This is a genomic window from Streptomyces sp. NPDC002896 (assembly GCF_040295225.1).
GTDB lineage: Bacteria > Actinomycetota > Actinomycetes > Streptomycetales > Streptomycetaceae > Streptomyces.
In genome coordinates this window covers 26013-51409 of the sequence record NZ_JBEOVA010000021.1, presented here as the reverse complement: position 1 = coordinate 51409, position 25397 = coordinate 26013, and the positions used below count along the sequence as shown (strand labels likewise).

General features: G+C 72.0%; 22 protein-coding genes and 1 riboswitch. Of the genes, 11 read left to right on the top strand and 11 right to left on the bottom strand.

Annotated elements, in window-relative coordinates:
- Positions 1-77 precede the first annotated feature (77 nt).
- Positions 78-1223, bottom strand: a complete 1146-nt coding sequence (locus tag ABT009_RS31545; RefSeq protein WP_351302581.1) for a hypothetical protein — start codon at positions 1221-1223, stop codon at positions 78-80.
- A gap of 379 nt (positions 1224-1602) precedes the next feature.
- Here ABT009_RS31545 and ABT009_RS31540 point away from each other — a divergent pair, with 379 nt between their 5' ends.
- The 3 genes from ABT009_RS31540 (at position 1603) to ABT009_RS31530 (ending at position 6507) form a co-directional block, all read left to right on the top strand.
- The gene (locus tag ABT009_RS31540) at positions 1603-4380 is read left to right on the top strand and encodes a helicase-associated domain-containing protein (protein ID WP_351302578.1); all 2778 of its coding nucleotides are present in this window, start codon (positions 1603-1605) and stop codon (positions 4378-4380) included.
- 124 nt (positions 4381-4504) lie between these two features.
- On the top strand, positions 4505-6148 hold the full coding sequence (locus tag ABT009_RS31535) for a DNA repair helicase XPB (protein ID WP_351302575.1): 1644 nt from the start codon (positions 4505-4507) through the stop codon (positions 6146-6148).
- Positions 6149-6225: 77 nt separating this feature from the next.
- A complete protein-coding gene (locus tag ABT009_RS31530; RefSeq protein WP_351302572.1) occupies positions 6226-6507 on the top strand; it encodes a type II toxin-antitoxin system RelE family toxin in 282 nt (93 codons plus the stop codon).
- A 52-nt stretch (positions 6508-6559) separates the two neighbouring features.
- Here the strand turns inward: ABT009_RS31530 and ABT009_RS31525 are convergent, their stop codons facing one another.
- Together ABT009_RS31525 and ABT009_RS31520 are read right to left on the bottom strand one after the other, a co-directional pair.
- Complete coding sequence (locus ABT009_RS31525; RefSeq protein WP_351302569.1) at positions 6560-7747, bottom strand: glycosyltransferase 87 family protein; 1188 nt, start codon at positions 7745-7747, stop codon at positions 6560-6562.
- Positions 7748-7825: 78 nt separating this feature from the next.
- Positions 7826-8014, bottom strand: coding sequence for a hypothetical protein (locus tag ABT009_RS31520; protein ID WP_351302567.1), 189 nt, complete (start codon positions 8012-8014; stop codon positions 7826-7828).
- Between the two features lie 428 nt (positions 8015-8442).
- Here ABT009_RS31520 and ABT009_RS31515 point away from each other — a divergent pair, with 428 nt between their 5' ends.
- Complete coding sequence (locus ABT009_RS31515) at positions 8443-10584, top strand: HelD family protein (RefSeq protein ID WP_502990004.1); 2142 nt, start codon at positions 8443-8445, stop codon at positions 10582-10584.
- Between the two features lie 106 nt (positions 10585-10690).
- Here the strand turns inward: ABT009_RS31515 and ABT009_RS31510 are convergent, their stop codons facing one another.
- Complete coding sequence (locus ABT009_RS31510; RefSeq protein ID WP_351302565.1) at positions 10691-11392, bottom strand: copper homeostasis protein CutC; 702 nt, start codon at positions 11390-11392, stop codon at positions 10691-10693.
- Positions 11393-11661: 269 nt separating this feature from the next.
- Between ABT009_RS31510 and ABT009_RS31505 the strand changes: the two genes are divergently transcribed.
- Positions 11662-12333: an HD domain-containing protein gene (locus ABT009_RS31505; protein ID WP_351302563.1), complete on the top strand. Its 672-nt coding sequence runs from the start codon at positions 11662-11664 to the stop codon at positions 12331-12333.
- Positions 12334-12402: 69 nt separating this feature from the next.
- On the top strand, positions 12403-13479 hold the full coding sequence (locus ABT009_RS31500) for a GNAT family N-acetyltransferase (RefSeq protein WP_351302561.1): 1077 nt from the start codon (positions 12403-12405) through the stop codon (positions 13477-13479).
- A gap of 39 nt (positions 13480-13518) precedes the next feature.
- On the opposite strand, the gene ABT009_RS31495 is transcribed toward ABT009_RS31500, so the two are convergent.
- Positions 13519-13803 carry a DUF4031 domain-containing protein gene (locus ABT009_RS31495; RefSeq protein ID WP_351302559.1) on the bottom strand — a complete coding sequence of 95 codons (285 nt, stop codon included), beginning with the start codon at positions 13801-13803 and terminating at the stop codon, positions 13519-13521.
- On the bottom strand, positions 13800-14198 hold the full coding sequence (locus ABT009_RS31490; protein ID WP_351302557.1) for a DUF8819 family protein: 399 nt from the start codon (positions 14196-14198) through the stop codon (positions 13800-13802). Before ABT009_RS31490 ends, ABT009_RS31495 begins: the two co-directional genes overlap by 4 nt.
- Before the next feature lie 125 nt (positions 14199-14323).
- On the opposite strand from ABT009_RS31490, the gene ABT009_RS31485 reads away from it, so the two are divergent.
- The 3 genes from ABT009_RS31485 to ABT009_RS31475 all read left to right on the top strand — a co-directional run bounded on the left by ABT009_RS31485 (position 14324) and on the right by ABT009_RS31475 (position 16675).
- Positions 14324-15253, top strand: coding sequence for a MurR/RpiR family transcriptional regulator (locus ABT009_RS31485; protein WP_351302816.1), 930 nt, complete (start codon positions 14324-14326; stop codon positions 15251-15253).
- Positions 15254-15328: 75 nt separating this feature from the next.
- Positions 15329-16330, top strand: a complete 1002-nt coding sequence (gene murQ, locus ABT009_RS31480; protein ID WP_351302555.1) for an N-acetylmuramic acid 6-phosphate etherase — start codon at positions 15329-15331, stop codon at positions 16328-16330.
- A 54-nt stretch (positions 16331-16384) separates the two neighbouring features.
- A complete protein-coding gene (locus ABT009_RS31475; protein ID WP_351302553.1) occupies positions 16385-16675 on the top strand; it encodes a transcriptional regulator in 291 nt (96 codons plus the stop codon).
- Here the strand turns inward: ABT009_RS31475 and ABT009_RS31470 are convergent.
- The 5 genes from ABT009_RS31470 to thrC form a co-directional block, all read right to left on the bottom strand.
- Positions 16594-17721, bottom strand: a complete 1128-nt coding sequence (locus ABT009_RS31470; protein WP_351302550.1) for an NADH:flavin oxidoreductase — start codon at positions 17719-17721, stop codon at positions 16594-16596. The two genes, ABT009_RS31475 and ABT009_RS31470, sit on opposite strands and share 82 nt — an antisense overlap.
- A gap of 233 nt (positions 17722-17954) precedes the next feature.
- Complete coding sequence (gene groL, locus ABT009_RS31465; protein WP_351302547.1) at positions 17955-19577, bottom strand: chaperonin GroEL; 1623 nt, start codon at positions 19575-19577, stop codon at positions 17955-17957.
- A 352-nt stretch (positions 19578-19929) separates the two neighbouring features.
- Entirely contained in the window at positions 19930-20133 is a 204-nt protein-coding gene (locus tag ABT009_RS31460; protein ID WP_052859305.1) for a cold-shock protein, read from the bottom strand.
- Positions 20134-20628: 495 nt separating this feature from the next.
- Positions 20629-20904, bottom strand: a complete 276-nt coding sequence (locus tag ABT009_RS31455; protein ID WP_351302542.1) for a ubiquitin-like small modifier protein 1 — start codon at positions 20902-20904, stop codon at positions 20629-20631.
- Between the two features lie 74 nt (positions 20905-20978).
- A complete protein-coding gene (gene thrC, locus ABT009_RS31450) occupies positions 20979-22316 on the bottom strand; it encodes a threonine synthase (protein ID WP_351302539.1) in 1338 nt (445 codons plus the stop codon).
- Positions 22310-22467: riboswitch (SAM riboswitch) on the bottom strand. Its footprint overlaps the gene before it by 7 nt.
- A gap of 172 nt (positions 22468-22639) precedes the next feature.
- Between thrC and ABT009_RS31445 the strand changes: the two genes are divergently transcribed.
- Both ABT009_RS31445 and ABT009_RS31440 read left to right on the top strand, forming a co-directional pair.
- Positions 22640-23629 (top strand): glucosyl-3-phosphoglycerate synthase, encoded by a 990-nt coding sequence (locus tag ABT009_RS31445; protein WP_351302536.1) that lies wholly within the window; start codon positions 22640-22642, stop codon positions 23627-23629.
- Between the two features lie 217 nt (positions 23630-23846).
- Positions 23847-25262, top strand: a complete 1416-nt coding sequence (locus ABT009_RS31440) for an alpha,alpha-trehalose-phosphate synthase (UDP-forming) (protein ID WP_351302533.1) — start codon at positions 23847-23849, stop codon at positions 25260-25262.
- Positions 25263-25397 lie beyond the last annotated feature (135 nt).

The following is a 25397-nucleotide window of genomic DNA, read 5'->3' as shown; positions in this document are numbered from 1 at the left end:
CACGGGCCCAGCCTGTCGGCGGCCGTGCTTCCGGCCTTCCGGCCGGTACCGACGCCGCCAGGCCCACCCCGCCCGGCTCACCGCCGGTGTCGTCGTGCCCGCCATACCAGGAAGAGCGCGGAGGCGACGGCCGCGCCGCGTACCGTCCAGGGCCAGGTCTCGGTCAGTGCATCGGCCATGTGTCCCTGAGCGATCGGCTCGCCCCAGCGGCCTTCGTTGCGGCCCCACAGCCAGACGGCCGCGGCTGCGGCGACCGTCCCGGGCATGCCCAGTACCGCCCACTTGGTCTCGGCGGTGCTGAGCCGGCGTGAGCCGTAGGCGATGAGCCAGCCGAGAGCGAGGGCGAACCACTTGTCGAGGGCGGCACCGACGACGAGGAGGGCGGCGGCGAGCAGCAGGAGGGGACTGCCGTAGCCCGTGGCACGCAGGCGGCTCAGGCGGCGCCGGGGCGCGGTCCCGTCGGCAGGGGCCGCGGGTTCGGCGGCCTCGGCAGCGCTGTCGTCGGCCGCGGTCGCGGCTCCCTCGCCCGCGCCCTCTTCCTTGTCTTTCTCCTCCTGCGGCGGGTGCAGTATCTCGGGGATCTCGACGCCGCCGACGAAGCCCGGCACCGTGTCGGCGACGCCGAAGGGGCTGCTGTCCACCCGCCACCAGTCCGGTTCGGAACCGCTCGGACCCAGCTCGTCCTCGCCGGCGAGGTGCGGCGGCGACGCCCCGGTCCGGCGCCGCGGCGGCTCCTGCTCGCGACGCGGTCGCGGCACCATGCGACGCAGCCCCTTCGGCCGCTCCGGCGGTGCCGCGGCGTCGCCCGCACGCTGCTGCGGGACCGCGGACCGGCCCCACCGCGCGCTCGGCGCGGCCCCCGGCCTGGTCTCCGCCCGCCCGGCCTCCTCGGCCTGCGCGGCCGACTCGGTCTGCCGGGTCTGCGGGGTCTGGCCAGGTGACTCGGTCTGCCCCGGTCTCCCCTTCTGGTCCGTACGCGACACGTCGCCGCGGCCGGTGCGGCCCGCCGCGGCGACCACCTCGTCAGGAGTACCCAGCCGGGCCAGGATGCGGCGGACCGCGGCCGGACTGTCGACTGTCGCGTTCGACCTGCTCCGCTCGATCTCGCTCCGCAGCTCGGAGACCAGCCGCATCCGGGTGGCGGACGGCAACTGCCGCTGCTGGGCGAGGTCGCCGACCCGGCTCAGATAGTCGAAGACGAGCTGATCGCTCTCAATCCCCACGAAGTCCCCTCCGGGACAAGCACCTTGAACTGCCCGCCGCCGACGTTACCGCCTCCACGTCGCCCCACCCGCTCACCACGACCCGGGCCGCGCCGCACCAGCCCCGCCACCGCCGTGGGCAGCCGCCGCTACCGCGGTGGGCACGTGCCGCTACCGCCGTGGGCACGCGTCGCTACCGCTGTGGGCGATCGTTCCGCTGGGCTGCGGGCACCTCCCAGCGGTAGCTGGGGGAGGGTGGGCACAGCCCACGACGCACAGCACCTCGCGTACGGCCGAGCCCCGTGCAACGGAAGGCGCCCAAGACGTACGGCACACCCGCGTACAAGCTCAGCCCCGTATGGAACCCGCCCCGCCGGAGGCACCCGGTACCGTTGACCGGATGAGCACCGAGCAGACCCAGGAGCCCGCCACGGCGCCGACGCAGTCGGCTCCGGCAGCGGCGGAGAGCCCGGCACCCCCGCGCTCCCTCGCGGAAGCGCTCCGCGCCCGCGACGACGAGTCGCTGGCCGCCCTCCTGCGCGCCCGCCCCGACCTGCTCAGCCCCGTCCCGGGCGACCTCACCCAGCTGGCGACCCGCGCCGGCACCCGCGCCTCGGTCGTCCGCGCCCTGGAACGCCTCGACCGCTTCGCCCTGCAGACGGCGGAGGCCCTGGCCGTGGCCCCGGACCCCGCGGCGTACGAGACGCTGCGCTCCCTCCTGACCGGCGACCGCGCCGACGCCGCCCCGGACGTGACCACGGTCGAGTACGCCCTCCCGGCCGCCCTCGCGACGCTCCGCGAACAGGCCCTGGTCTGGGGCCCGGACGACCGTCTCCGCCTCGTCCGCACCGCCCGCGAGCTGCTCATGCCGTCGCCGCAGCACCCGTCCCCGACGGGGCTCGGCCCGACGGTCGCGGAGGCCACGGCGGGGATGTCGCCCGGCCGGATCCAGGAGATCGTGGCGACGGCCGGGCTGCCGACGACGCACGACGCGGTGTCGGCTGTCGCCGCGCTGACGGAGCTGTTCAGGGACCCCGCCCGTATGTCGGCGCTGCTGGACGGGGCACCGGCGGAGTCGGTGGCGGTGCTGTCGCGGCTCGTGTGGGGCCCTCCGTACGGGCAGGTGACCGCCGAACCGGCGGCACATCTGCGCTGGTTGCTCGACCGCGGCCTGCTTCTGCCGACGGCTCCGGGCACGGTCGTACTGCCGCGCGAGGCCGCCCTGCACCTGCGCGGTGGCCGCGCGCACCGGCAGCCGGAGCCGGTGCCGCCCGCCCTGGAGTCCGCGGCCGAGCACCGTCCACAGATTGTGGACGCGACGGCGGCTGGCCAGGCGTACACGGCGCTGGCGACCGTCGAGGAGCTGCTGAAGGACTGGGACGAGGGCGGCCCGGCGGTACTGCGCGCTGGTGGCCTCAGCGTCCGTGATCTCAAGCGGACGGCGGTGGCGCTCGACGTCCCGGAGCCGGTCGCCGCCTTCTGGGTCGAACTCGCATACGCGGCGGGTCTGGTGGCGTCGGACGGCGAGGCCGACGAGCGGTATGCGGCGACGCCCGCGTACGACGAATGGCTGGAGCTGCCGGCCGCCGAGCGCTGGGCCCAGCTGGCCTCCGCCTGGCTGTCGGCGACCCGCACGGCGGGGCTGGTCGGCGGCCGGGACGCGAAGGACCGGGCCCTGTCGGCGCTGGGCCCCGGCCTGGACCGCTCGGCCGCGCCGGAGGTACGCCACCGCGTCCTCACCCTCCTCGCCACGCTCCCCGAGGGCTCCGCCCCGACCGCCGAGTCCCTCCTCGCCCGCCTCCGCTGGGAACGCCCGCTGCGCACCGGCGCCACCCAGCCGTCCGCCCAGCCGTCCGCCCAGGACGACCTGCGCACCCGCCTCGCCCGGTGGACGCTGACGGAGGCGGAGCTTCTGGGCGTCACGGGCCGGGGCGCTCTGTCGTCCCACGGCCGGGCACTGCTGGGGGCCGCTCCGGCCCCGGCCGCCGCGCGATCCGGGCCGGGCACGGGCGGCGGCGCGGGCGCGGCCACCAGCCCAGGTGCGGGCGACCGGCCGGTCGCAGGCACCAGCCCAGGCGCAGGCGCCGGTGCCAAGCTGCCCGCCCGCAAGGCGAACATCGCCGACGAGGCGCCGAACGCCGGCGGCACCAGTCCAGCCGCACCCGCCGGTACCACGGCAACCGGCCGCGCGGCCGCCACCGTCGCCCACGCCACGCCCCCCTCCCCCGCCGAAGCCGCCGTCAACGCCGCCCGTGCCGCGCGGCTTCTCGCCCCGCTCCTCCCCGAGCCGCTCGACCACGTCCTCCTCCAGGCCGACCTCACGGCCGTCGCGCCCGGGCCGCTGCAGCGACCGCTCGCCGACACGCTCGACGTACTCGCCGACGTGGAGTCGAAGGGCGGAGCGACCGTGTACCGGTTCACGCCCGGGTCCGTGCGGCGGGCGCTGGACGCGGGCCGGTCGGCGTCCGATCTGCACGCGTTCCTCGCCGCGCACTCGCGTACCCCCGTCCCGCAGCCCCTCGCGTATCTGATCGACGACGTGGCCCGCAAGCACGGGCATCTGCGCATCGGCGCGGCCTCGGCGTACGTCCGGTGCGACGACGACGCGGTGCTGAACGAGATCCTCGCCGACAAGCGGTCGGCCGCGCTGCGGCTGCGCCGGCTCGCGCCGACCGTGCTGGCGGCCCAGGCCGACCCGGCGGCGCTGCTCGACGGGCTGCGCGGCATGGGGTTCGCGCCTGCGGCGGAGGGCCCGGAGGGCGACGTACTGATCACGAGGGCGCACGCCCACCGCACCCCGCCGCGCACCGCACCCGAGCCCGTGCCGGAGGGCCCGCCGGTGCCCGACACCACGCTGCTGGGCGCCGCGGTGCGCGCCATCCGCGCCGGGGACCGTGCGTCGACGGCTCCCCGCCGAACGTCGCCGGACCACACCGGCGAGCTGCCACGCACCACGCCGGCCGAAACCCTCGCCACGATGCAGGCCGCCGTGCTCACCGGCCAGGCGGTGTGGATCGGGTACGTCAACGCCGAGGGCGCCGCCAGCCAGCGCGTGATCGCGCCGGTCCGTGTGGAGGGCGGCTTCGTCACGGCCTACGACCACACGGCGGACGAGGTCCGCACGTATCCGCTGCACCGCATCACGGGCGTCGCGGAGCTGGCCGAGGACCAGATCTGACCACCACCGGGCGCCCGAGAATGTGACCGGCGCCACATGACAGTCCCACCGTTTTCTGCGGTGGGGCACACTGGACGTTTGGCTGTGCACATCGCACAGACCGTGCAGAAAGGGACGGACGCGAGTGAACGGACCCCTCATCGTCCAGTCGGACAAGACCCTGCTCCTCGAAGTGGACCACGACCAGGCCGACGCCTGCCGTCGCGCCATCGCGCCCTTCGCGGAGCTGGAGCGGGCCCCCGAGCACATCCACACCTACCGTGTGACGCCGCTCGGCCTGTGGAACGCGCGTGCCGCGGGCCACGACGCCGAGCAGGTCGTGGACGCCCTCGTGCAGTACAGCCGCTATCCGGTGCCGCACGCGCTCCTCGTCGACATCGCCGAGACGATGGACCGCTACGGCCGCCTCACGCTCTCCAAGGACCCGGCGCACGGCCTGGTCCTGACGACCACCGACCGGCCCGTACTCGAGGAGATCCTCCGGTCCAAGCGGATCAAGCCGCTGGTGGGCGTCCGCATCGACCCGGACACGGTCGCCGTGCACCCCTCCGAGCGCGGCCAGATCAAGCAGACCCTGCTGAAGCTGGGCTGGCCGGCCGAGGACCTCGCCGGATACGTCGACGGTGAGGCGCACCCGATCGAGCTGGCCGAGAACGGCTGGGCGCTGCGCCCGTACCAGAAGCAGGCCGTGGAGAGCTTCTGGCACGGCGGGTCCGGTGTCGTCGTCCTGCCCTGCGGGGCCGGGAAGACGCTGGTCGGCGCCGGGTCGATGGCGCAGGCGAAGGCGACGACGCTGATCCTCGTCACGAACACCGTCTCGGCCCGCCAGTGGAAGCACGAGCTGGTGAAGCGGACGTCGCTGACGGAGGACGAGATCGGCGAGTACAGCGGTACGCGCAAGGAGATCCGCCCGGTCACCATCGCCACGTACCAGGTGCTGACGACGAAGCGGAAGGGCATCTACCCACACCTGGAGCTGTTCGACTCCCGCGACTGGGGCCTGATCGTCTACGACGAGGTGCACCTGCTGCCCGCGCCCGTCTTCAAGTTCACCGCCGACCTGCAGGCGCGCCGCCGCCTCGGCCTGACCGCGACGCTCGTACGGGAGGACGGCCGCGAGTCGGACGTGTTCTCGCTGATCGGGCCGAAGCGTTTCGACGCGCCGTGGAAGGAGATCGAGGCGCAGGGCTACATCGCGCCCGCGGACTGCTGCGAGGTCCGCGTCAACCTCACCGACTCGGAGCGGCTCGCGTACGCGACGGCGGAGACCGAGGAGAAGTACCGCTACTGCGCGACGACCGACACGAAGCGCAAGGTCACCGAGGCGCTGGTGCGCAAGCACAAGGGCCAGCAGACCCTCGTCATCGGCCAGTACATCGACCAGCTCGACGAGCTGGGCGAGCACCTGGACGCGCCGGTGATCAAGGGCGAGACGTCGAACGCGCAGCGCGAGAAGCTCTTCGACGCGTTCCGGCAAGGCGAGATCAGCGTCCTGGTCGTGTCGAAGGTCGCCAACTTCTCCATCGACCTGCCGGAGGCGACGGTCGCCATCCAGGTGTCGGGCACGTTCGGCTCGCGCCAGGAGGAGGCCCAGCGCCTCGGCCGCGTGCTGCGCCCGAAGGCCGACGGCCACCCGGCGGTGTTCTACTCGGTGGTCGCCCGCGACACGATCGACCAGGACTTCGCGGCCCATCGCCAGCGGTTCCTGGCGGAGCAGGGGTACGCGTACCGGATCGTGGACGCGGACGAGCTGCTCGCGGGGGGCTGATCCGAACGGCTCCCGCGATGCCGGTACCGGTCGGTACGCTGGCCGGACGGCACAAGCCATGGCAAGGAGGGCACCCCATGCCTCGTGAGGACGTCTACGAGGTGCTGTACACCGAGTCGGCGGCCCGTGACCGCGACCGCCTCGACCCGGTACGCAGGGCTGCCTTCGACAAGGCCATAGACATACTCGCGCGCGATCCGTACACCGAGGTCTCCCGGCCGATCGGCATCGGCGACCAGGACCGGGAGATCCGGCTGACGTCACAGATCGTCGCGGAGTACACCGTGTCCCGCGGACGGCTGCTGCTGATCATGCTGCGCATCTTCGACGACGCGGACATCCTCCTGCCCGAGGGCTGAGCACCACGACGGCTGAGCACCCGAGGGCTCAGCCGGCTGCGGTCCGGGCTGCTCAGCCGACCCGTACGCCCGGGCGGGGGTTCCGCTCCCCGCGCGGCACGGGGAGTGCGGGCACCGGCGCGACGGGACGGCGTACCGCCATCGCGACCAGGAGCCCCACCCCGAGCAGCGGATACGGCGAAGCCAACGGCTGCTGCCACCAGGACAGTCGGAGGTCGAGGTCGCCCTGGTGCGGCACCAGCCACAGCGTACGGGCGGTGAACAGCACGGCCACGCCCGTCGCGAGGCGCGGGCGGCCCTCCGCGACCAGCACCGCGATCAGCGGGACGCACCACACCCAGTGGTGCGACCAGCTGATGGGTGAGACGAGGAGTGCGGTGACGGCGGTGAGGAGGATGCCCCACCGGTCGTCGGGGACCCGGCGGGCGAGCCACAGGCCGGCCACCGCGAGGGCGGCCGCGGGCACCGCCCAGGCGAGCCCGGGCGACGGGTCTCCCAGGCCCCGTGCGACGAGCCCCTGAAGCGACTGGTTGTCGACGATCCACGCTTTGCCGACCCGGTCCGTCTCGAACACCCGGCGCGTCCAGAACTCGACGCTGGCGGCCGGCAGGGCGACCGCGCCCAGCAGTACGGTGCCCGCGAAGGCGGCGAGCCCCGTGAGCCCCTCGCGCACCCGGCGTGTGACCAGCAGATACAGGATGAACACGGCCGGCGTGAGCTTCACTCCGGCGGCGATGCCGAGCGCGAAACCCTTGCCGATGGCACCGGGCGCCCTGGTCAGGTCCCAGAGGACCAGACAGGCCAGGGCGAGGTTGATCTGCCCGAAGAGCAGCGTCTGGAAGACGGGTTCGAGCCAGAGGGCGGCCGCGGATGCGGCGCAGACGGCGGGGAGCGTCGCACGCAGCCCGGCGAACCGGCACGAGAGCCACACCAGCAGCGTGAGCAGCGCGGCATTCCCGGCGACGAAGACTGCTTTCAGGAGGCCCAGGGGGAGCCACCCGATGGGTACGAAGAGGATCGCGGCGAACGGCGGATAGGTGGCGGGCAGGCGCCATTGGGTGACCGTGAAGCCGTAGAGATCGCGACCGGTCACGACGGCGGAGCCCTCGGCCCGGTACACCAGGGCGTCGGCCATGGGGATGCGCTGGACGGCACAGAGCGCGAGAAGGGCCGAGACGGAGAGCGCGAGGAGCAGGGCCGCTGCGGTATGCGATCGGAGGATCACAGTCCGGTACGTCACGGGCGCGACCTTAGTGGATCGACGCCCTCGTCAGGGGTTGCGGCACCTGCGGGTCAGCGGCAGTGGTCCACGTGGTGGTCAGCGGCGGCGGACGCCCGCCTCCTCCGCGTACTCGCCGAGGACGATCACCCTGAACGCGGCGCTCGCAAAGACCCTGACGGCGCGCAGTACGTCGCCGATGCGGTGGGTGTGGCGGCTCCCGGTGGCGGCGGTGGCCCCGGGCGGACCGGAGTGGAAGGGGGCGGGAGAGAAGGCTGCAGTGGTCATGTCTCCATTGTGGAAACCGGGCCCGGCAGGGGCATCGGCCCGCGGATGTAACCTGCGGCGGCGCCGCGTACGACCCGCGACGGACCCGTCCCCCTGGGGTCGTGTCAGGGTTGCAGGCGCGGGTACGGCGCGCGGACGCGCCGCAAGCCGCCGACGTGCCGCGAGCCGCCGGTGGCCGCTTCACGCACGCGACGACCCGCCCGCGGAAATTCGTTGGCCCCGCCCCCGGCCCCTGGCCTAGAATCGCCGACCTTGCCCGCCTCCCCTGCGAGGAGCGCGGCCGGCCGGACGGAAACTGGCCGGCATCCCGCCACGACAGCATGCGCACACCGCGGCCCGTGCGGCACCGCATCCGCCACCCGGCCGCCGACCGGTGGTGCCATGAGTCGTACGCCCTGCTCACGCAGCACCTTTCCGGAGGCCACCCCGTGTCCAGCTCGTCAGCGCCGTCCGCCGCCCCTTCCGAAGGTCCTTCTTCCGAAGGCCCCTCCGACGGCCCGTCAGACGATCCCCTCGCCCGCGAGCGCTCCCATCTGGCCGCCTCCCGCGCCGCCTTGCGCGCGATGCGCGAGGACGTCGAGTCCCTCGACATCAGCGACGTCACCGCGAACTGGGTGAACGCGGCAGTCCTCGAGCACCAGATCGACGAGCGGATCAAGGCCCTCGCGGACCTCGCCCACACCCCGCTGTTCTTCGGCCGGCTGGACTACATGCACGCACCGGGCGCCGAACAGGCCGAGGGCGCCGAGGGAGAGCGCTTCTACATCGGACGGCGGCACGTCCACGACGCCGACGGCGACCCGATGGTGATCGACTGGCGCGCGCCCGTGTCCCAGCCGTTCTACCGGGCGTCCAAGAAGGACCCCATGGACGTCGCGCTGCGCCGCCGCTTCGGCTACACGGGCGGCGACCTCACCGCGTACGAGGACGAGCACCTCTCCGACCCGGCCGAGGCGGCGCGTACCAGCAAGCTGCTCCAGCAGGAGATCGAGCGCCCGCGCGTCGGCCCGATGCGCGACATCGTCGCCACGATCCAGCCGGAGCAGGACGAGATCGTACGGTCGGGACTGTCCGGCACGGTCTGCGTACAGGGCGGCCCGGGCACCGGAAAGACCGCCGTCGGCCTGCACCGGGTCGCGTATCTCCTGTACGCGCACCGCGAGCGCCTCGCCCGCACGGGCACCCTGGTCATCGGCCCGAACGCGTCCTTCCTGCACTACATCGAGCAGGTCCTCCCGGCGCTGGGCGAGCTGGAGGTCAAGCAGGCGACGGTCGACGACCTGGTCGCGCACGTGGAGGTGCGCGGGACGGACGACCCGGCGGCCGCGCTGGTCAAGGGCGACGCGAGGATGGCGGAGGTCCTGCGCCGGGCCGTCCGCTCGCACGTCACGATGCCCACCGAGCCGGTCGTCGTGGTCCGCGGCTCCCGCCGCTGGCGCGTTCCGGCGTACGAACTCGAGGAGCTCGTACGGGAGCTGCTGGCCCGCGACATCCGCTACGGCGCCGCCCGCGAGGCCCTCCCGCAGCGCATCGCGCACGCCGTGCTGGTGCGGATGGAGCAGTCGGGCGAGGCGCCGGACGACCGGGTGCAGGACGCGGTGGCCCGCAACGCCGCCGTGAAGACGGCCGTCAAGGCGATCTGGCCGGCCGTCGACCCGGCGAAGCTCGTGCTGCGCCTGCTCTCCGACGCCGACTTCCTCGCCGAACACGCGGAAGGGATCCTCGACGAGCACGAGCAGAAGGCGATCATCTGGACGCAGCCTGGATCCGGTAAAAGGGCCGCGCGGAGCGTGAAGTCGGCGAAGTGGTCGGCCGCGGACGCGGTGCTGATCGACGAGGCGACGGACCTGGTGCAGCGCACGCACTCCCTCGGGCATGTCGTGCTCGACGAGGCGCAGGACCTCTCCCCCATGCAGTACCGGGCGGTGGGCCGCCGCTGCACCACGGGCTCGGCGACCGTGCTCGGCGACCTGGCGCAGGGCACGACACCCTGGGCGACGCCGAGCTGGGACGTGGCACTGCGCCACCTCGGCCACCCGGACGCGCTCGTCGAGGAGCTGACCGCGGGCTTCCGCGTGCCCCGCGAGGTCATCGCGTACGCGTCCCGGCTGCTGCCCGCGATCGCTCCCGGGCTCGCGGCGGTGGACTCGGTGCGTGAGACGCCCGGCTCGCTGACGGTGCATCAGGTTGCGGACGCCGCCGACCTGGACGCGGCGACCCTGGCGGCCTGCACGCAGTCGCTGCGCCACGAGGGCTCCATCGGCCTGATCGCGGCCGACGCCCGCGTCCCCGCACTGGCCGAGGCGTTGACGGCGGCGGGGATGCCGTATCTCTCCCCCGGCGAGGAGACGACACCGGACACCCGCCTGACGCTGGTACCCGCCTCCCTGGCGAAGGGCCTCGAATACGACTACGTGGTACTCGACGAGCCCTCCGCCGTCGTCGACGGCGAACCGGACGAACGCACGGGCCTGCGCCGGCTCTACGTCGCCCTGACCCGAGCGGTCTCGGGCCTGATCGTGGTGCATGCGGCACCACTGCCCGAACAGCTCACCCAGACGCACCCCTGAACGCCTCTGACCGTTCCCGACCACTTCTAGAACGGAAAACAAAGAGTGGACGCTCCCGGGGGCCCGGACGGCGGAGACCGCGCGGGCCCCGAGCGCGCAGTCTGGGTCAGGCAGCGTCCAGCACGCCGCGCCACTCCGCGACGGCGTCCGCCGAGACCGGTGCCGACCAGCCGCCCGGGCGGGCCGCGCCGCCGATGTGGAAGCCGTCGATACCCGCGGCCTGCAGCCGCGGCACATGGTCGAGGCGGAGCCCGCCGCCGACCAGGATCTGCTGGGTGTAGCCGGGCTCGCCGTGCCGGGCCGCCTCGGCGACGAGGACGTCGAGCCCGTCGTCGACTCCGGCGGCCGAGCCGGCGGTCAGATAGGTGTCGAGCCCCGGCAGATCCGCGAGCTGCTTGCGCAGTGCATCCCGGTCTGCGGCGTGGTCGACGGCCCGATGGAACGTCCACCGACACCCGTCGACCGCGCCGGCCACGGCCTCGATCGCGCCCAGGTCCGCCTCTCCTGCCGCGGTCAGGAACCCGAGCACGAACTCGTCGGCGCCTTCCGCCCGCAGCGCACGGGCCTCCCGTACGAGCCTGTCGAGCGCGGCGGCGTCGCCCGCCGCGAACCCGTCCGAGGCCCGCAGCATCACGCGCAGCGAGATGCCGACGGACGCGCGGATCCGGGCGAAGGTCTCGCGTGACGGCGTCAGCCCGTCGGCCGCGATGTCGGTGACCAGCTCCAGCCGGTCCGCGCCTCCTGCCTGGGCGGCGACCGCGTCCTCGGCGGTGAGGGCGATCACCTCCAGAACTGCACGCTTGCTCATGGGACCCCAATCGTCGGGTGGCTACAGGGCGTACGGGCCCGAGGGGCCCTCCAGACCTGCACGCCCAACAGGTCTAGTCCAATATCCAGCCTACAGACGGCACCACGGGGGCGCGCCGCGGAGCGGCGAAGAACCGTGGCCGCGGAGCGGGCAAAAGGGGCGGTCGGGCGGGAAACCCGCCGCGGAGCGGCGAAGAGAACCCGCTGCGGAGCGGCGCAAAAACAACGGCGCGGAGCGCCGAAGCCCCCCGCCCCGAGACAATGGCGGGCATGGCCGCCACACCACCCCACTCCACCCCCACAGACCTGCACACCCGCTGGTCCTCAACCGTCACGGCCGCTCGCGGTACGGGCACGGACGAACCCTCCCCGCACCCGTACGCCGACGACCTCCTCGCCCGCTGGTCGGAACCCCACCGCCGGTACCACACCACCGACCATCTGCGCGCGGTCCTCGACCACGTCGACGTACTGGAGGAGTACGCCGACGACCCCGCCCTGGTCCGCCTGGCCGCCTGGTTCCACGACGCGGTCTACCTCCCCGAGCGCTCGACGAACGAGGAGCGCAGCGCCCGCATCGCCGAACGGGCGCTGCTGGAGCTGGGCATCGACGAGTCCGGCACGGCCGAGGTCGCCCGCCTGGTCCGCCTCACGATCACCCATGACCCGGCGACCGGCGACGCCAACGGTGAGGTCCTGTGCGACGCGGACCTGGCGATCCTCGCCTCGTCCCCCGAGACGTACGCCGCGTACGCCGCCGCCGTCCGCGAGGAGTACGGCTTCGTACCCGACGACGCCTTCCGCGCGGGCCGCGCCGCGGTCCTGCGCCAACTCCTCGCCCTGCCGAGCCTGTTCCGCACTCCGTACGGCAAGGCGCACTGGGAGGACCTGGCCCGCCGGAACCTGGCGACGGAGCTGGACCTGCTGGAGCCCTCCGACTGATCCGCAGCCACCGATCCGCTCCGCCGGAAACCCGGCTCCCCCACCATCGTGATCACCTATCCTCACGCCATGCGTGTCATGGGCGGGGACCAGGTGGATGAGGCCGTCGCATGCGCGGTCGAGGCACTGCGACCGGCGGCAGCAGCGTCCGCAGGGCGGGACTGGACGGTCAGGGCGGGCCGCCTCGAGTGGAGTTGCCGCTACACGGCGGAGCACATGGCGAGTGATCTCATCGCGTACGCAGGCCAGCTGGCGGGCCGCGCGACCGAGGCGTACGTCCCCTTCGAGATCACCCTCGACGAGGGCACCGACAACGAGGGCGTACTACGGGTGATCGAGGCGACCGGCGGACTGCTGTCGGCCGCCGTCCGCACCACCCCGGCGAACGTCCGGGCCTTCCACCCGTATCCGTTCCGCAGCGCCGGCCCCGAGGGCTTCGCAGCCATGGGTATCACCGAGGTGCTCGTGCACACGCACGACATCGCGCAGGGCCTCGGCCTGACGTGGGAGCCCCCGGCCGCGCTGTGCGAGGCCGTGCTCACCCGGATCTTCCCGCATGTGCAGCCGGGTCCGGACCACTGGCGGACCCTGCTCTGGGCCACCGGCCGCGGCGATCTGCCGTACCGCGCGCCCCTCACCGAGTGGCGCTGGAACAACACCGTCCACATCCCCGCCGGCCGCATCGCCCTGCACGGCATCACCCCCGCGGCGGCGGCCGATCTGCACACCGGCGGCACCGGCGGCTTCGACTGGACCGAGGGCGGGCCGTACGAGGGCACGCGTACCGCGGCCGGTCTGCTGATCAAGGCCTACACGGCCGGATCGCACCGCCCTGAGTGGGGCGTGTTCGCGATCGTCCGTCACGACGACGGCCGCGCGATCGGCGGCATCGGCTTCCACAGCACCCCCGACGACGAGGGAAACGTCGAGGTCGGCTACGACCTGGTGGAGGGGGCTCGCGGCCACGGCTACGCCACGGAGGCGCTGCGCGCCCTGGCCGGCTGGGCCCTCGCCCGCCCGGAGGCGAAGACGCTGCACGCGACCGTCGACCGCACCAACACCGCATCCCAGGCGGTGGTTTCACGCGCGGGCTTCACCAGGGTCGGCGAGCGCGACGACAACTACACGTACGAACTGCGGGCCTGACGCATACGCAACGGCACGGCCCCAGAACCCCGGCCGGGCTCAGGAACCCGGGCCCCTGGACACGTACGACCCCTTACGCCTGCGCAACCCCGACTCGATCAGCAGCCGCACCACCACGCGGCTGCTGACCTCCACGGCGCCCGCGGCCACCGCGTCCGCGTACCGGTGCGACGGCAGGTCGTAGTGGTCGCGCTCGAAACCCCGGGCCGGGATGCCCAGCCGCTCGGCGAAGGCGTGCAGTTCGTCGTACGAGACGTCGCTGATCAGGTGGGACCACATGCGGCCGTGGCCGGGCCAGGTGGGCGGGTCGATGTAGACCGTCACGACGTGGTCGTCTCGCCGCACGAACCGAGCGAGCCGACCGCCGCGACCTTCACACCGATCTTGCCGCACACCCAGTGCGGATCGGGCCCCAGTTCGGGTTCGACGTCCAGGGCATGCGGATCTCCGGAGCCGCAGACCGGGCACAGCGGCCACCGGCCGTACCGCTCCAGGAGGGAGTCCTGCACGTCCTGGGCGATCAACCCGGCCACGTAGTCCACGCCTTCCGGCCACTGCTCGACCCACCAGCGACGCTGGGCCACCGACTCCTCCACCAGGGAGACGACATCGGCCTCGGCCACCTCACGCGCGACAAGATCCGCCAGCACCAGCGCACGCGCCGCGTGCAGTGCCTGCTCCAGCGGGCTGACAGGTTGCGGTGCGTCCGAGGAGTCCATGAGGCCATTGTGCGCAACCGTCGCGCGTACCACCAAGCTGCCACGTGGCCCCAGAGGTAGAGACCGGTGGAAACCGTACCGACGCACTCTTGACCGCCCGTCTGGAGCGAAAATATCTTTCAATGGTGACCAGTAACGTGAAGGAAATTTTCGCAGGGGGTGGCAGCGCCTCGCCGGCCCCCGCCGCCCTCGCGGCCAAGGTGCGCACGCTCGCGCCGTCGATGACGCGCTCGATGCAGCGGGTCGCCGAAGCCGTCGCCGGCGATCCGGCCGGCTGCGCGGCCCTCACGGTCACCGGACTCGCCGAGCTCACGGGCACCAGCGAGGCGACGGTGGTCCGCACCGCCCGCCTCCTCGGCTACCCCGGCTACCGCGATCTGCGCCTGGCCCTGGCGGGCCTCGCCGCGCAGCAGCAGTCGGGCCGCGCCCCGTCCGTCACGGCGGACATCGCGGTCGACGACCCGATCGCGGACGTGGTGGCGAAGCTGGCGTACGACGAGCAGCAGACCCTCGCCGACACCGCCGCCGGGCTCGACACGGCCCAGCTCGGCGCGGCCGTGACGGCGCTCGCCGCCGCCCGCCGCATCGACATCTACGGCATCGGCGCGTCGTCTCTGGTAGGCCAGGACCTGGCGCAGAAGCTGCTGCGCATCGGCCTCATCGCGCACGCACACGGCGACCCGCACCTGGCCATAACCAACGCCGTCCAGCTGCGCACCAAGGACGTGGCGATCGCGATCACCCACTCCGGCTCGACGGGCGACGTCATCGAGCCACTGCGCGTGGCCTTCGAGCACGGCGCGACGACGATCGCGGTCACGGGCCGCCCCGACGGGCCCGTCTCGCAGTACGCCGACCACATCCTGACTACGTCCACGGCGCGCGAGAGCGAGCTGCGCCCCGCTGCGATGTCGTCGCGCACCAGCCAGCTGCTCGTCGTGGACTGCCTGTTCGTGGGCGTGGCCCAGCGGACGTACGAGTCCGCGGCCCCGGCCCTGTCCGCTTCGTACGAGGCCCTGGCGCACCGCCACTCCCCACGCAGCACGGGCCGCTGACCCCCCACCTCGCACCCTGGTCGGGCCCCCACCCCAAAACCACCGAACACCAGGCACCGAAAAGAGCCGCCCCCCATGACCTCCCGAACCGACGACGACACAGCCGCCGACGAGACCTCATCCGGAGCCGCGTCCACCGCCCACCGCGGACCCGCCGCGTACCGCGATCTCCGCGCCGAGCTGGCGGCTCTCACCACGGAGGCGTTCCGCCCTGAACTCTCCGAGATCGACCGGCTGCCCACGCTGGAGATCGCGAAGATCATGAACGGCGAGGACGCCACCGTCCCGTCGGCCGTCGCCGCGCAGCTGCCCCGGATCGCCGCAGCGATCGACGACATCGCCGCCCGTATGTCCCGCGGCGGCCGACTCGTCTACGCGGGCGCCGGCACGGCGGGCCGCCTGGGCATCCTCGACGCCTCCGAGTGCCCGCCCACCTTCAACACCGACCCGGCCCAGGTCGTCGGCCTCATCGCGGGCGGCCCGAGCGCCGTGGTCACATCGATCGAGGGCGCCGAGGACTCCAGGGAGCTGGCCGCCGCCGACCTGGACGGGCTCGGCCTGACCGCGGACGACGTGGTGGTCGGCATCTCGGCCTCCGGCCGCACCCCCTACGCGATCGGCGCCGTCGAGTACGCACGCGCGCGTGGCGCGCTGACGATCGGCCTGTCCTGCAACGCGGACAGCGCACTCGCGGCCGCGGCGTACCACGGCATCGAGATCGTCGTCGGCCCCGAACTCCTCACCGGCTCGACGCGCCTGAAGGCGGGCACGGCCCAGAAGCTCGTCCTGAACATGCTCTCGACGATCACCATGATCCGCCTGGGCAAGACGTACGGAAACCTGATGGTCGACGTACGGGCCTCCAACGAGAAGCTCCGCGCCCGCTCCCGCCACATCGTCGCCCTCGCCACGGGCGCATCCGACGACCAGATCGAGGCGGCCCTGAGCGCAGCCGACGGCGAGGTCAAAACGGCCATCCTGATCCTCCTCGCCGACGTCGACGCCCCCACGGCGACCCGCCTCCTGACCAACGCAGAAGGCCACCTACGCACCGCGATCAACGCAGCCAAGACTTGACGACGACCGCAACCTCCGGCCCAGGGGCACAGCTGCTGAGGTGGCCCCCGCGCGGTGACGGCTCGTAAGGCGAAGAAACTCACCGAGGGGTACGCCGAGTCCCCGGAGGTCGAGGCCGAGCGCGCGGAGATCCGGCTCGCGATGGCCTTCGCCAAGGCCGTCTACGACCGACGCATGGAACTCGGCCTCTCCCAGGCCGAAGGGACGGAGCCCTCTGGCAGCAGGGGCTCCGCCCTCCCGCAAGGCCGTGCGGCCTCGCCGGCTCAGCTGAGCGTGCGCAGCGCCGCCGCGTCGTACGCCGACAGCTCGTCGAACCGGTCGCCGAGCACCTTCGCCGCCCACTGAGGGTCCTGCAGCAACGCACGCCCGACGGCGACCAGGTCGAACTCGTCGCGCTCCAGCCGGTCCAGCAGGTTGTCGATGCCCTTGACCGGCGCGCCCTCGCCCCGGAAGGTGCGGTGGAACTCGCCGTCCAGGCCGACCGAGCCGACCGTGATGACCGGCTTGCCGGTCAGCTTCTTCGTCCAGCCGGCCAGGTTCAGGTCGGAGCCATCGAACTCGGGCAGCCAGTAGCGGCGGGTGGAGGCGTGGAAGACGTCCACTCCGGCCTCCGCGAGCGGGGTGAGGAGCGCCTCGAGCTCGGCCGGGTCCTCGGCGAGCCGGGCGTCGTAGTTCTCCGACTTCCACTGCGAGTAGCGGAAGATCACGGGGAAGTCCGGCGAGACCGCCTTGCGGACCGCGGCCACGATCTCGGCGCCGAACTTCGTACGGGCCACCAGGTCGCCGCCGTACGCGTCCGTGCGGCGGTTGGTGCCGGACCACAGGAACTGGTCGATGAGGTAGCCGTGGGCGCCGTGCAGTTCGACGCCGTCGAAGCCGATCCGCTCGGCGGCGGCAGCGGCCTCCGCGAACGCCTCGATGACGTCGTCCAGGTCGGCCTGGGTCATGGCCTTGCCGGTGCCCTCGGTGCCGTCGAGGCGGACGCCGGACGGGCCGACCGCCGGGGCGTCCGCGAACGGCGGCTCGCCCGCGGACCGCACCATGCCGATGTGCCACAGCTGCGGCACGATCGTCCCGCCCGCCGCGTGGACGGCCTCGGCGACCTTCGCCCAGCCCGCCAGCTGCTCCTCGCCGTGGAAGCGCGGGATACGGTCGCTCTGCCCGGCCGACTCGTGGCCGACGTACGTGCCCTCGGTGACGATCAGCCCGACGCCCGCGGCCGCCCGGCGCGCGTAGTACCCCACCACGTCCTCGCCGGGGACGCCGCCCGGCGAGAACTGCCGGGTCATGGGCGCCATCGCGATCCGGTTCGGGACGGTCAGGCCGTTCAGCTGGACGGGCCGGGAGAGGATCTGGGCCGCGCGGGAGGCGGTGGAGGCCGTGACGGTCACGTGGGGGGCTCCTAGGAATCGGGGAATGACTGGCGGACAAGGTGTCGAACACCCGAGCAGATATGTGCACGTGCATCGACTCTCGTACGGGTCAACGGACCGGCCCGCCACCGCATTCCGCCGAATCCCCCGCGCCCCGGTGTGATCCCGGACACGCCCGAGGGCGGCACCCCCTGGGAGAAGGGGTGCCGCCCTCGGAACGTTGCAGGACGGTTGATCAACCTTCAGGTCGATCAGAAGTCCATGTCACCGCCGGGCATGCCGCCGCCGGCCGGGGCCGCGGCCTTCTCCGGCTTGTCGGCGATGACGGCCTCGGTGGTGAGGAACAGCGCGGCGATGGAGGCCGCGTTCTGCAGGGCAGAGCGGGTCACCTTGGCCGGGTCGATGATGCCCTCGGCGATCATGTCGACGTACTCGCCGGTCGCAGCGTTCAGGCCGTGACCGACCGTCAGGTTGCGGACCTTCTCCACGACGACGCCGCCCTCGAGACCACCGTTGACGGCGATCTGCTTGAGCGGGGCCTCCAGGGCCAGCTTCACGGCGTTGGCGCCGGTGGCCTCGTCACCGTCGAGCTCGAGCTTCTCGAAGACAGCGGATGCCTGGATGAGAGCCACGCCACCACCGGCGACGATGCCCTCCTCGACGGCCGCCTTCGCGTTGCGGACGGCGTCCTCGATGCGGTGCTTGCGCTCCTTGAGCTCGACCTCGGTGGCGGCACCGGCCTTGATGACGGCCACGCCGCCGGCCAGCTTCGCCAGGCGCTCCTGGAGCTTCTCGCGGTCGTAGTCCGAGTCGGAGTTCTCGATCTCGGCGCGGATCTGGTTGACGCGACCGGCGACCTGGTCGGCGGAGCCGGCGCCGTCGACGATGGTGGTCTCGTCCTTGGTGATGACGACCTTGCGGGCGCGGCCCAGGAGGTCCAGGGTCGCGTTCTCCAGCTTGAGGCCGACCTCCTCGGAGATGACCTCGCCGCCCGTGAGGATGGCGATGTCGCCGAGCATGGCCTTGCGGCGGTCACCGAAGCCCGGGGCCTTGACGGCGACGGACTTGAAGGTGCCGCGGATCTTGTTGACGACCAGGGTCGACAGGGCCTCGCCCTCGACGTCCTCGGCGATGATCAGCAGCGGCTTGCCGCCCTGCATGACCTTCTCGAGGAGCGGCAGCAGGTCCTTGACCGAGGAGATCTTCGAGTTGGCGATCAGGATGTACGGGTCGTCGAGGACGGCCTCCATACGCTCCATGTCGGTGGCGAAGTACGCCGAGATGTAGCCCTTGTCGAAGCGCATACCCTCGGTGAGCTCGAGCTCCAGACCGAAGGTCTGGGACTCCTCGACGGTGATGACGCCTTCCTTGCCGACCTTGTCCATGGCCTCGGCGATGAGCTCGCCGATCTGGGTGTCGGCGGCGGAGATGGAGGCGGTGGAGGCGATCTGCTCCTTGGTCTCCACATCCTTGGCCTGCTCGAGCAGGGCGGCGGAGACGGCCTCGACGGCCTTCTCGATACCGCGCTTCAGGGCCATCGGGTTGGCACCGGCGGCGACGTTGCGCAGGCCCTCGCGGACCAGCGCCTGGGCGAGGACGGTCGCGGTCGTCGTGCCGTCACCGGCGACGTCGTCCGTCTTCTTCGCGACCTCCTTGACCAGCTCGGCGCCGATCTTCTCGTACGGGTCCTCGAGCTCGATCTCCTTGGCGATGGACACACCATCGTTGGTGATCGTGGGGGCGCCCCACTTCTTCTCGAGGACGACGTTGCGACCCTTGGGGCCAAGGGTGACCTTGACGGCGTCGGCGAGCTGGTTCATCCCGCGCTCGAGACCGCGCCGTGCCTCCTCGTCGAACGCGATGATCTTGGCCATGTGAAGTGGTCCTCCCGGACTGGGGTGGATTTCTCCGGACCGCGCTGGCGCCCGCGACGGACGGCCTGCCTGCCTCGTGGTTCCTTGCCCCACACGGCCTGCGGGCCTCACCGACCCGGTCCTTCGTTGTCACTCTCACTGTCAGAGTGCTAACGCCAATGATTAGCACTCGCCCCCCTCGAGTGCAAGCGCCTGTAGGGGTGCGCGCCCCCTCCGGGACAGGGCGCGCGCCCCCGAGGGCCAAGGCCCGGAGAGACTCCCGTCCGCGCGCGAGCAGTCGGGCACACCGAAGGGCCCGTACCCCCACCGGGATACGGGCCCTCCGTAAACGTCGTTGCAGTCAGTCGGCGCTTTAGCCGGCCATGCGGACCATGTCCGCCTGCGGTCCCTTCTGACCCTGCGAGATCTCGAATTCGACCCGCTGGCCCTCTTCCAGGGTGCGGTAGCCGTCCATCTGAATCGCGCTGTAGTGGACGAATACATCCGCACCACCGTCGACCGCGATGAAGCCGTACCCCTTCTCCGCGTTGAACCACTTGACGGTGCCCTGAGCCATGCCTAACTCCCCTATTACTGGCCCTTGCACAGGACCGCACTTCGCGGACCCGGGTCAGACCTCACCCCCCAACGGTTGGGGGTGTGCGCCGGAACGCGTCGACCGCGGCTGAATGTATCTGCCCAACTGCCGTCTGCAACAGGTCAATCGGACGAGAAATCCGGGCGCGCCCGATCGGAGATATATGGAGATTCCGTCAGGACTCAGGGCAAGTCGGGCCCGGCAAAAGGAATGTATGGCGCAAAAGAATGGTGCACTTTGGCTACTTCTCGTCGGCCACCGGACGCGAAGTCATATGCGCCGGACAAGAACGGCGAACCGAGTTCCCCAACTGTACCGCGCTCAACCATGCAGAATTGCCCCCTCCGCTTCTCTCGCGGAGGGGGCAATTCTTGTGACGCAGCGTGCGGTACGCATCAGCAGCCGCCGGCACTGTGCCCGACGTCAGCCGCCGGCATGTGCTCGACGGTCAGCCTCCGACACTGTGCTCGATGGTCAGCCTCCGGCGACGGCCGGAATGATCGAGACGCCCGCGCCGTCCGGCGTCGCGGTCTCCAGGCCGTTCTCGAAGCGGACGTCGTCGTCGTTCACGTACACGTTGACGAAGCGGCGCAGCTTGCCCTGGTCGTCGAGGACGCGCGCGGCGATGCCCGGGTGGTTCTTCTCCAGGGACTCGATGACCTCGGCGAGGGTCGCGCCCTCCGCCGGGACCTCGGCCTGACCGCCCGTGTAGGTACGGAGGATCGTGGGGATGCGGACGTTGACGCTCATGCGGTTCACCTTCGGTGGAGGGCGCGGGGTGGAAGCGGGTCGGGGGCGGACGGGGCGGGCGTGTCGAACTGGCGTCAGCCGGCCAGGCCTGCGTCGCGGAACGCGTCGAGAGAGGGCCTGATCACGGCCGAGGGGCCGCTGGTCGGGGCCACCGCGTCCAGCGTCTTGAGGCCGTCGCCCGTGTTGAGGACGACCGTGGTCAGCGACGGGTCCAGGACGCCGTTCTCGATCAGCTTGCGGGTGACGCCGACGGTCACGCCGCCCGCCGTCTCCGCGAAGATGCCCTCCGTGCGGGCCAGCAGCTTGATCGCGTCGACGATCTGCTCGTCGTCGACGTCCTCGACGGCGCCACCCGTGCGGCGGGCGATGTCCAGGACGTAGGGGCCGTCGGCCGGGTTGCCGATGGCGAGGGACTTGGCGATGGTGTTCGGCTTCTGCGGCCGCACCACGTCGTGCCCGGCCTTGAAGGCCGCCGACACCGGGGAGCAGCCCTCCGCCTGGGCACCGAAGATCTTGTACGGCTTGTCCTCGACCAGACCGAGCTTGATCAGCTCCTGCAGACCCTTGTCGATCTTCGTGAGCTGGGAGCCGGAGGCGATCGGGATCACCAGCTGGTCCGGGATCTGCCAGCCGAGCTGCTCGCAGATCTCGTACGCGAGGGTCTTGGAGCCCTCGCCGTAGTACGGCCGGAGGTTGACGTTGACGAAGCCCCAGCCCTCGCCCAGCGGGTCGCCGATGAGCTCGGAGCAGAAGCGGTTGACGTCGTCGTAGTTGCCCTCGATGCCGACGAGATCGCCGCCGTAGACCGCGGCCATGACGACCTTGCCCTGCTCGAGGTCGTGCGGGATGAACACGCAGGAGCGGAAGCCGGCGCGGGCGGCGGCGGCGCCGACGGCACCGGCCAGGTTGCCCGTCGAGGAGCAGGAGAGCGTGGTGAAGCCGAAGGCGCGGGCGGCCTCGAGGGCCTGGGCGACGACGCGGTCCTTGAAGGAGTGCGTCGGGTTGCCGGAGTCGTCCTTGATGAACAGACCGCCGGTGACGCCGAGTTCGCGGGCGAGGTTGTCGGCCTTGACGAGCTTGGTCCAGCCGGGGTTCAGGTTCGGCTTGCTGGCCACGTCCGCCGGGACGGGCAGCAGCGGTGCGTACCGCCAGATGTTGTCGGGGCCGGCCTCGATCTGCTTGCGCAGGCCCTCGGGGTCACCGGTCGGCAGGTCGTATGCGACTTCGAGCGGACCGAAACAGATTTCGCAGGCGAAGATCGGACCGAGCGGGAACCGCTCGCCGCACTCGCGACAGGAGAGCGCGGAGGCGGGGCCGAGGTCGACGGCCTTCGCGGTGTCGGTTCCGGCGGTGTCCGTGTCGGTGGTGGCAACAGTCTGCGCAGCCATGGAGGCGAGGCCCTTTCTCCTCATCTTCCTCACGACGCATCTCGCCGTGAGACGGATTTGGCACCTTCCCTAGCCGGGGCCTCGCGGAAATGATCAACATCGATCGGTACGAGAACCGGCTGGAGGGTTGCCGGGGCTTCAACGGGCCGTGTCCCTCTGCCCCTCTGGATGAGCGGTATGGCGCCGGGCCGTGCGGGTCCCGGAGCGTTTGTTCGCGCCATGACCCCCGACATGCGATGGTCATCCGCGTTGTTCAAGACTGTAACCGAAGGCCAGGACAGTTGAGGTAGTCGTCCGAACCGCGAGATGGATCACAGGCAGTGGTCCCAGTGAGGGGGCACCAGAACGTGCTGGATGAAGTCGAGCGCTGGCTGAGCACGCGCTCCTGGTCGGTGACCGACCGTCCGCTCCGTCAGCTGATCGCGGCGAAGCGCGCCACCGGACAGACGGTGAGCGTCGTGCTGCCCGCGCTCAACGAGGAGAAGACGGTCGGCGACATCGTCGCGGTGATCCGCCGGGAGCTGATGACCCGGGCCGTTCCACTCGTCGACGAGCTCGTCGTGGTCGATTCCGGTTCGACGGACCGTACGGCCGAGGTCGCGGCGGCGGCCGGCGCCCGCGTCGTCCACCGCGACGAGATCCTGCCGCGCATACCGGCACTCCCCGGCAAGGGCGAGGTCCTGTGGCGTTCGCTGCTCGTGACCAGCGGCGACATCGTCGCCTTCGTCGACGCGGACCTGAAGGAGTTCTCCGCGGACTTCGTCTCCGGCATAGTCGGCCCGCTGCTCACCGAGCCCGGCGTCGACCTGGTCAAGGCGATGTACGACCGCCCGCTCGGCGCCGAGCTCTCGTCCGGCACCGCCGCGGGCGAGGGGGGTCGCGCCGGAGGCGCCCAGGGCGGCCGGGTCACCGAGCTGATGGCCCGCCCGCTGCTGAACATGCACTGGCCGCAGCTCGCCGGGTTCGTCCAGCCGCTCGGCGGTGAGTACGCCGCGCGCAGGTCGCTGCTCGAACAGCTGCCGTTCCCCGTCGGCTACGGCGTCGAGCTGGGCATGCTCGTCGACGCCCTGCACCTCGTGGGTCTGGACGCGCTCGCCCAGGTCGACGTCGGCGTGCGCAAGCACCGGCACCAGGACGGACAGGCGCTGGGGCGGATGGCGGCCGCGATCTACCGCACGGCCCAGCTGCGCCTGGCCCGCGGTCATCTCGTACGGCCCGTCCTCACCCAGTTCGAGCGCGGCGACGAGGGATTCGAACCGCGGACGTACTCGGTGGACACGGAGGAGCGGCCTCCGATGGCGGAGATCGCGGAGTACGCGGAGCGGCGCGCGGCGTAACCGCGGCATGAACATCTGGGTGGTGCGGCGGTCTCACCGCCGGCCGGACGGACTCGACGCCTTGATCGCGGGGCCTCGGTGCGCTGCTGCCGGCCCCGGCGGGGCGGTCGCAGCGTGTGACCGCGGTGTAACCCGTCACGGGGACCGTATACGGCCATGGGACCAGCCGAGTCGCCCATACGTTTGAGCGTTTCCCGGCCGGGCTAAGTTTGGGCGTATGGCTTCCACTCAGGGTGCTCAGATCCTCGTCGCGTCCAACCGCGGCCCGGTCTCCTACACGCTGGAGGAGGACGGCTCGCTCACCGCCCGCCGCGGCGGGGGCGGTCTCGTCTCGGGTCTGTCGGCGATCGGCCCGGACGCGGGCGCGGTATGGGTGTGCGCCGCTCTGAGCGACGGCGACCGCGAGGCCGTAAGCCGCACGGGCGGCACGCTGGACCCGGCCGACACGGGCGGGCAGCACGTCCGCATGCTGGGGATCGAGCCGGACGTGTACGACGACGCGTACAACGGCATCGCGAACTCGGTGCTGTGGTTCGTGCACCACATGCTGTACGAGACGCCGCTGGAGCCCGCCTTCGGCGCGGAGTTCCGGGCGCAGTGGGCCTCGTACGAGGCGTACAACCGGGCCTTCGCCGAGGCGCTGGCGGACGAGGCGGCCGAGGGCGCGGCAGTGCTGGTGCAGGACTACCACCTGGTGCTGGTGCCGGGCATGCTCCGCGAGCTCCGCCCCGACCTCAGGATCGGGCACTTCTCGCACACGCCGTGGGCGCCCGTCGACTACTTCCGGATGCTGCCCGACGACATCGCGCGGGAGGTGCTGCGGGGCATCCTCGGCGCTGACCGCGCGGCGTTCCTGACCTGGCGCTGGGCGAACGCGTTCACCACCTGCTGCATGGAACTGCTTGGTCCGGAAGCCCTGGCCGACACCCGGATCGGGGTGCACGGGCTCGGCGCGGACGCGGACTTCCTGCGGGAGCGGTCGCGCCGCGAGGACGTCGAGGAGCGCATCGCAGTCCTCCGTGCGCAGATCGGTCCGGGCCGCAAGAGCATCGTCCGGGTCGACCGCACCGAGCTGTCGAAGAACATCGTGCGGGGCCTTCTCGCCTTCCGGCAGCTCCTCGAGACCCACCCCGAGTGGCGCGAGCAGGTCGTGCACATCGCCATGGCCTATCCCTCACGGCAGGATCTCGCGGTCTACCGGGACTACATGGCCGAGGTGCGCCGGCTCGCCGAGGAGATCAACGAGCAGTACGGCACGTCTGGCTGGACCCCCGTCCAGCTGCACCTCAAGGACGACTTCGCCCGCTCGCTCGCCGCCTACCGGATCGCCGACGTCGCGCTGGTCAACCCCATCCGGGACGGCATGAACCTGGTCGCCAAGGAGGTCCCGGTCGTCTCCGACGAGGGGTGCGCGCTGGTCCTGTCACGGGAGGCGGGGGCGTACGAGGAGATGGGCGAGGACGCGATCACCGTGAACCCGTACGACGTGTCGGGCACGGCCCAGGCGCTGCACGAGGCGCTCAGCCTCCCCGACGGCGAACGCGTCGAACGCGCGAAGCGGCTGGCGGCGGCCGCCACGGCCCTGCCGCCGACCCAGTGGTTCCTGGACCAGCTGCACGCGCTGGACGCGTAAGGCTGCTGTACTCCGGTGGCGGCGCACCCCACGTCGGGGTTACCCGGGGGTTGAACAGGTTGCCCGCCGTCGCGGGTTCCGCTGTGCCCACCCGTTCCGCCTGGGGGTACCTCCCAGGCCCTCAAGGCACTGGGG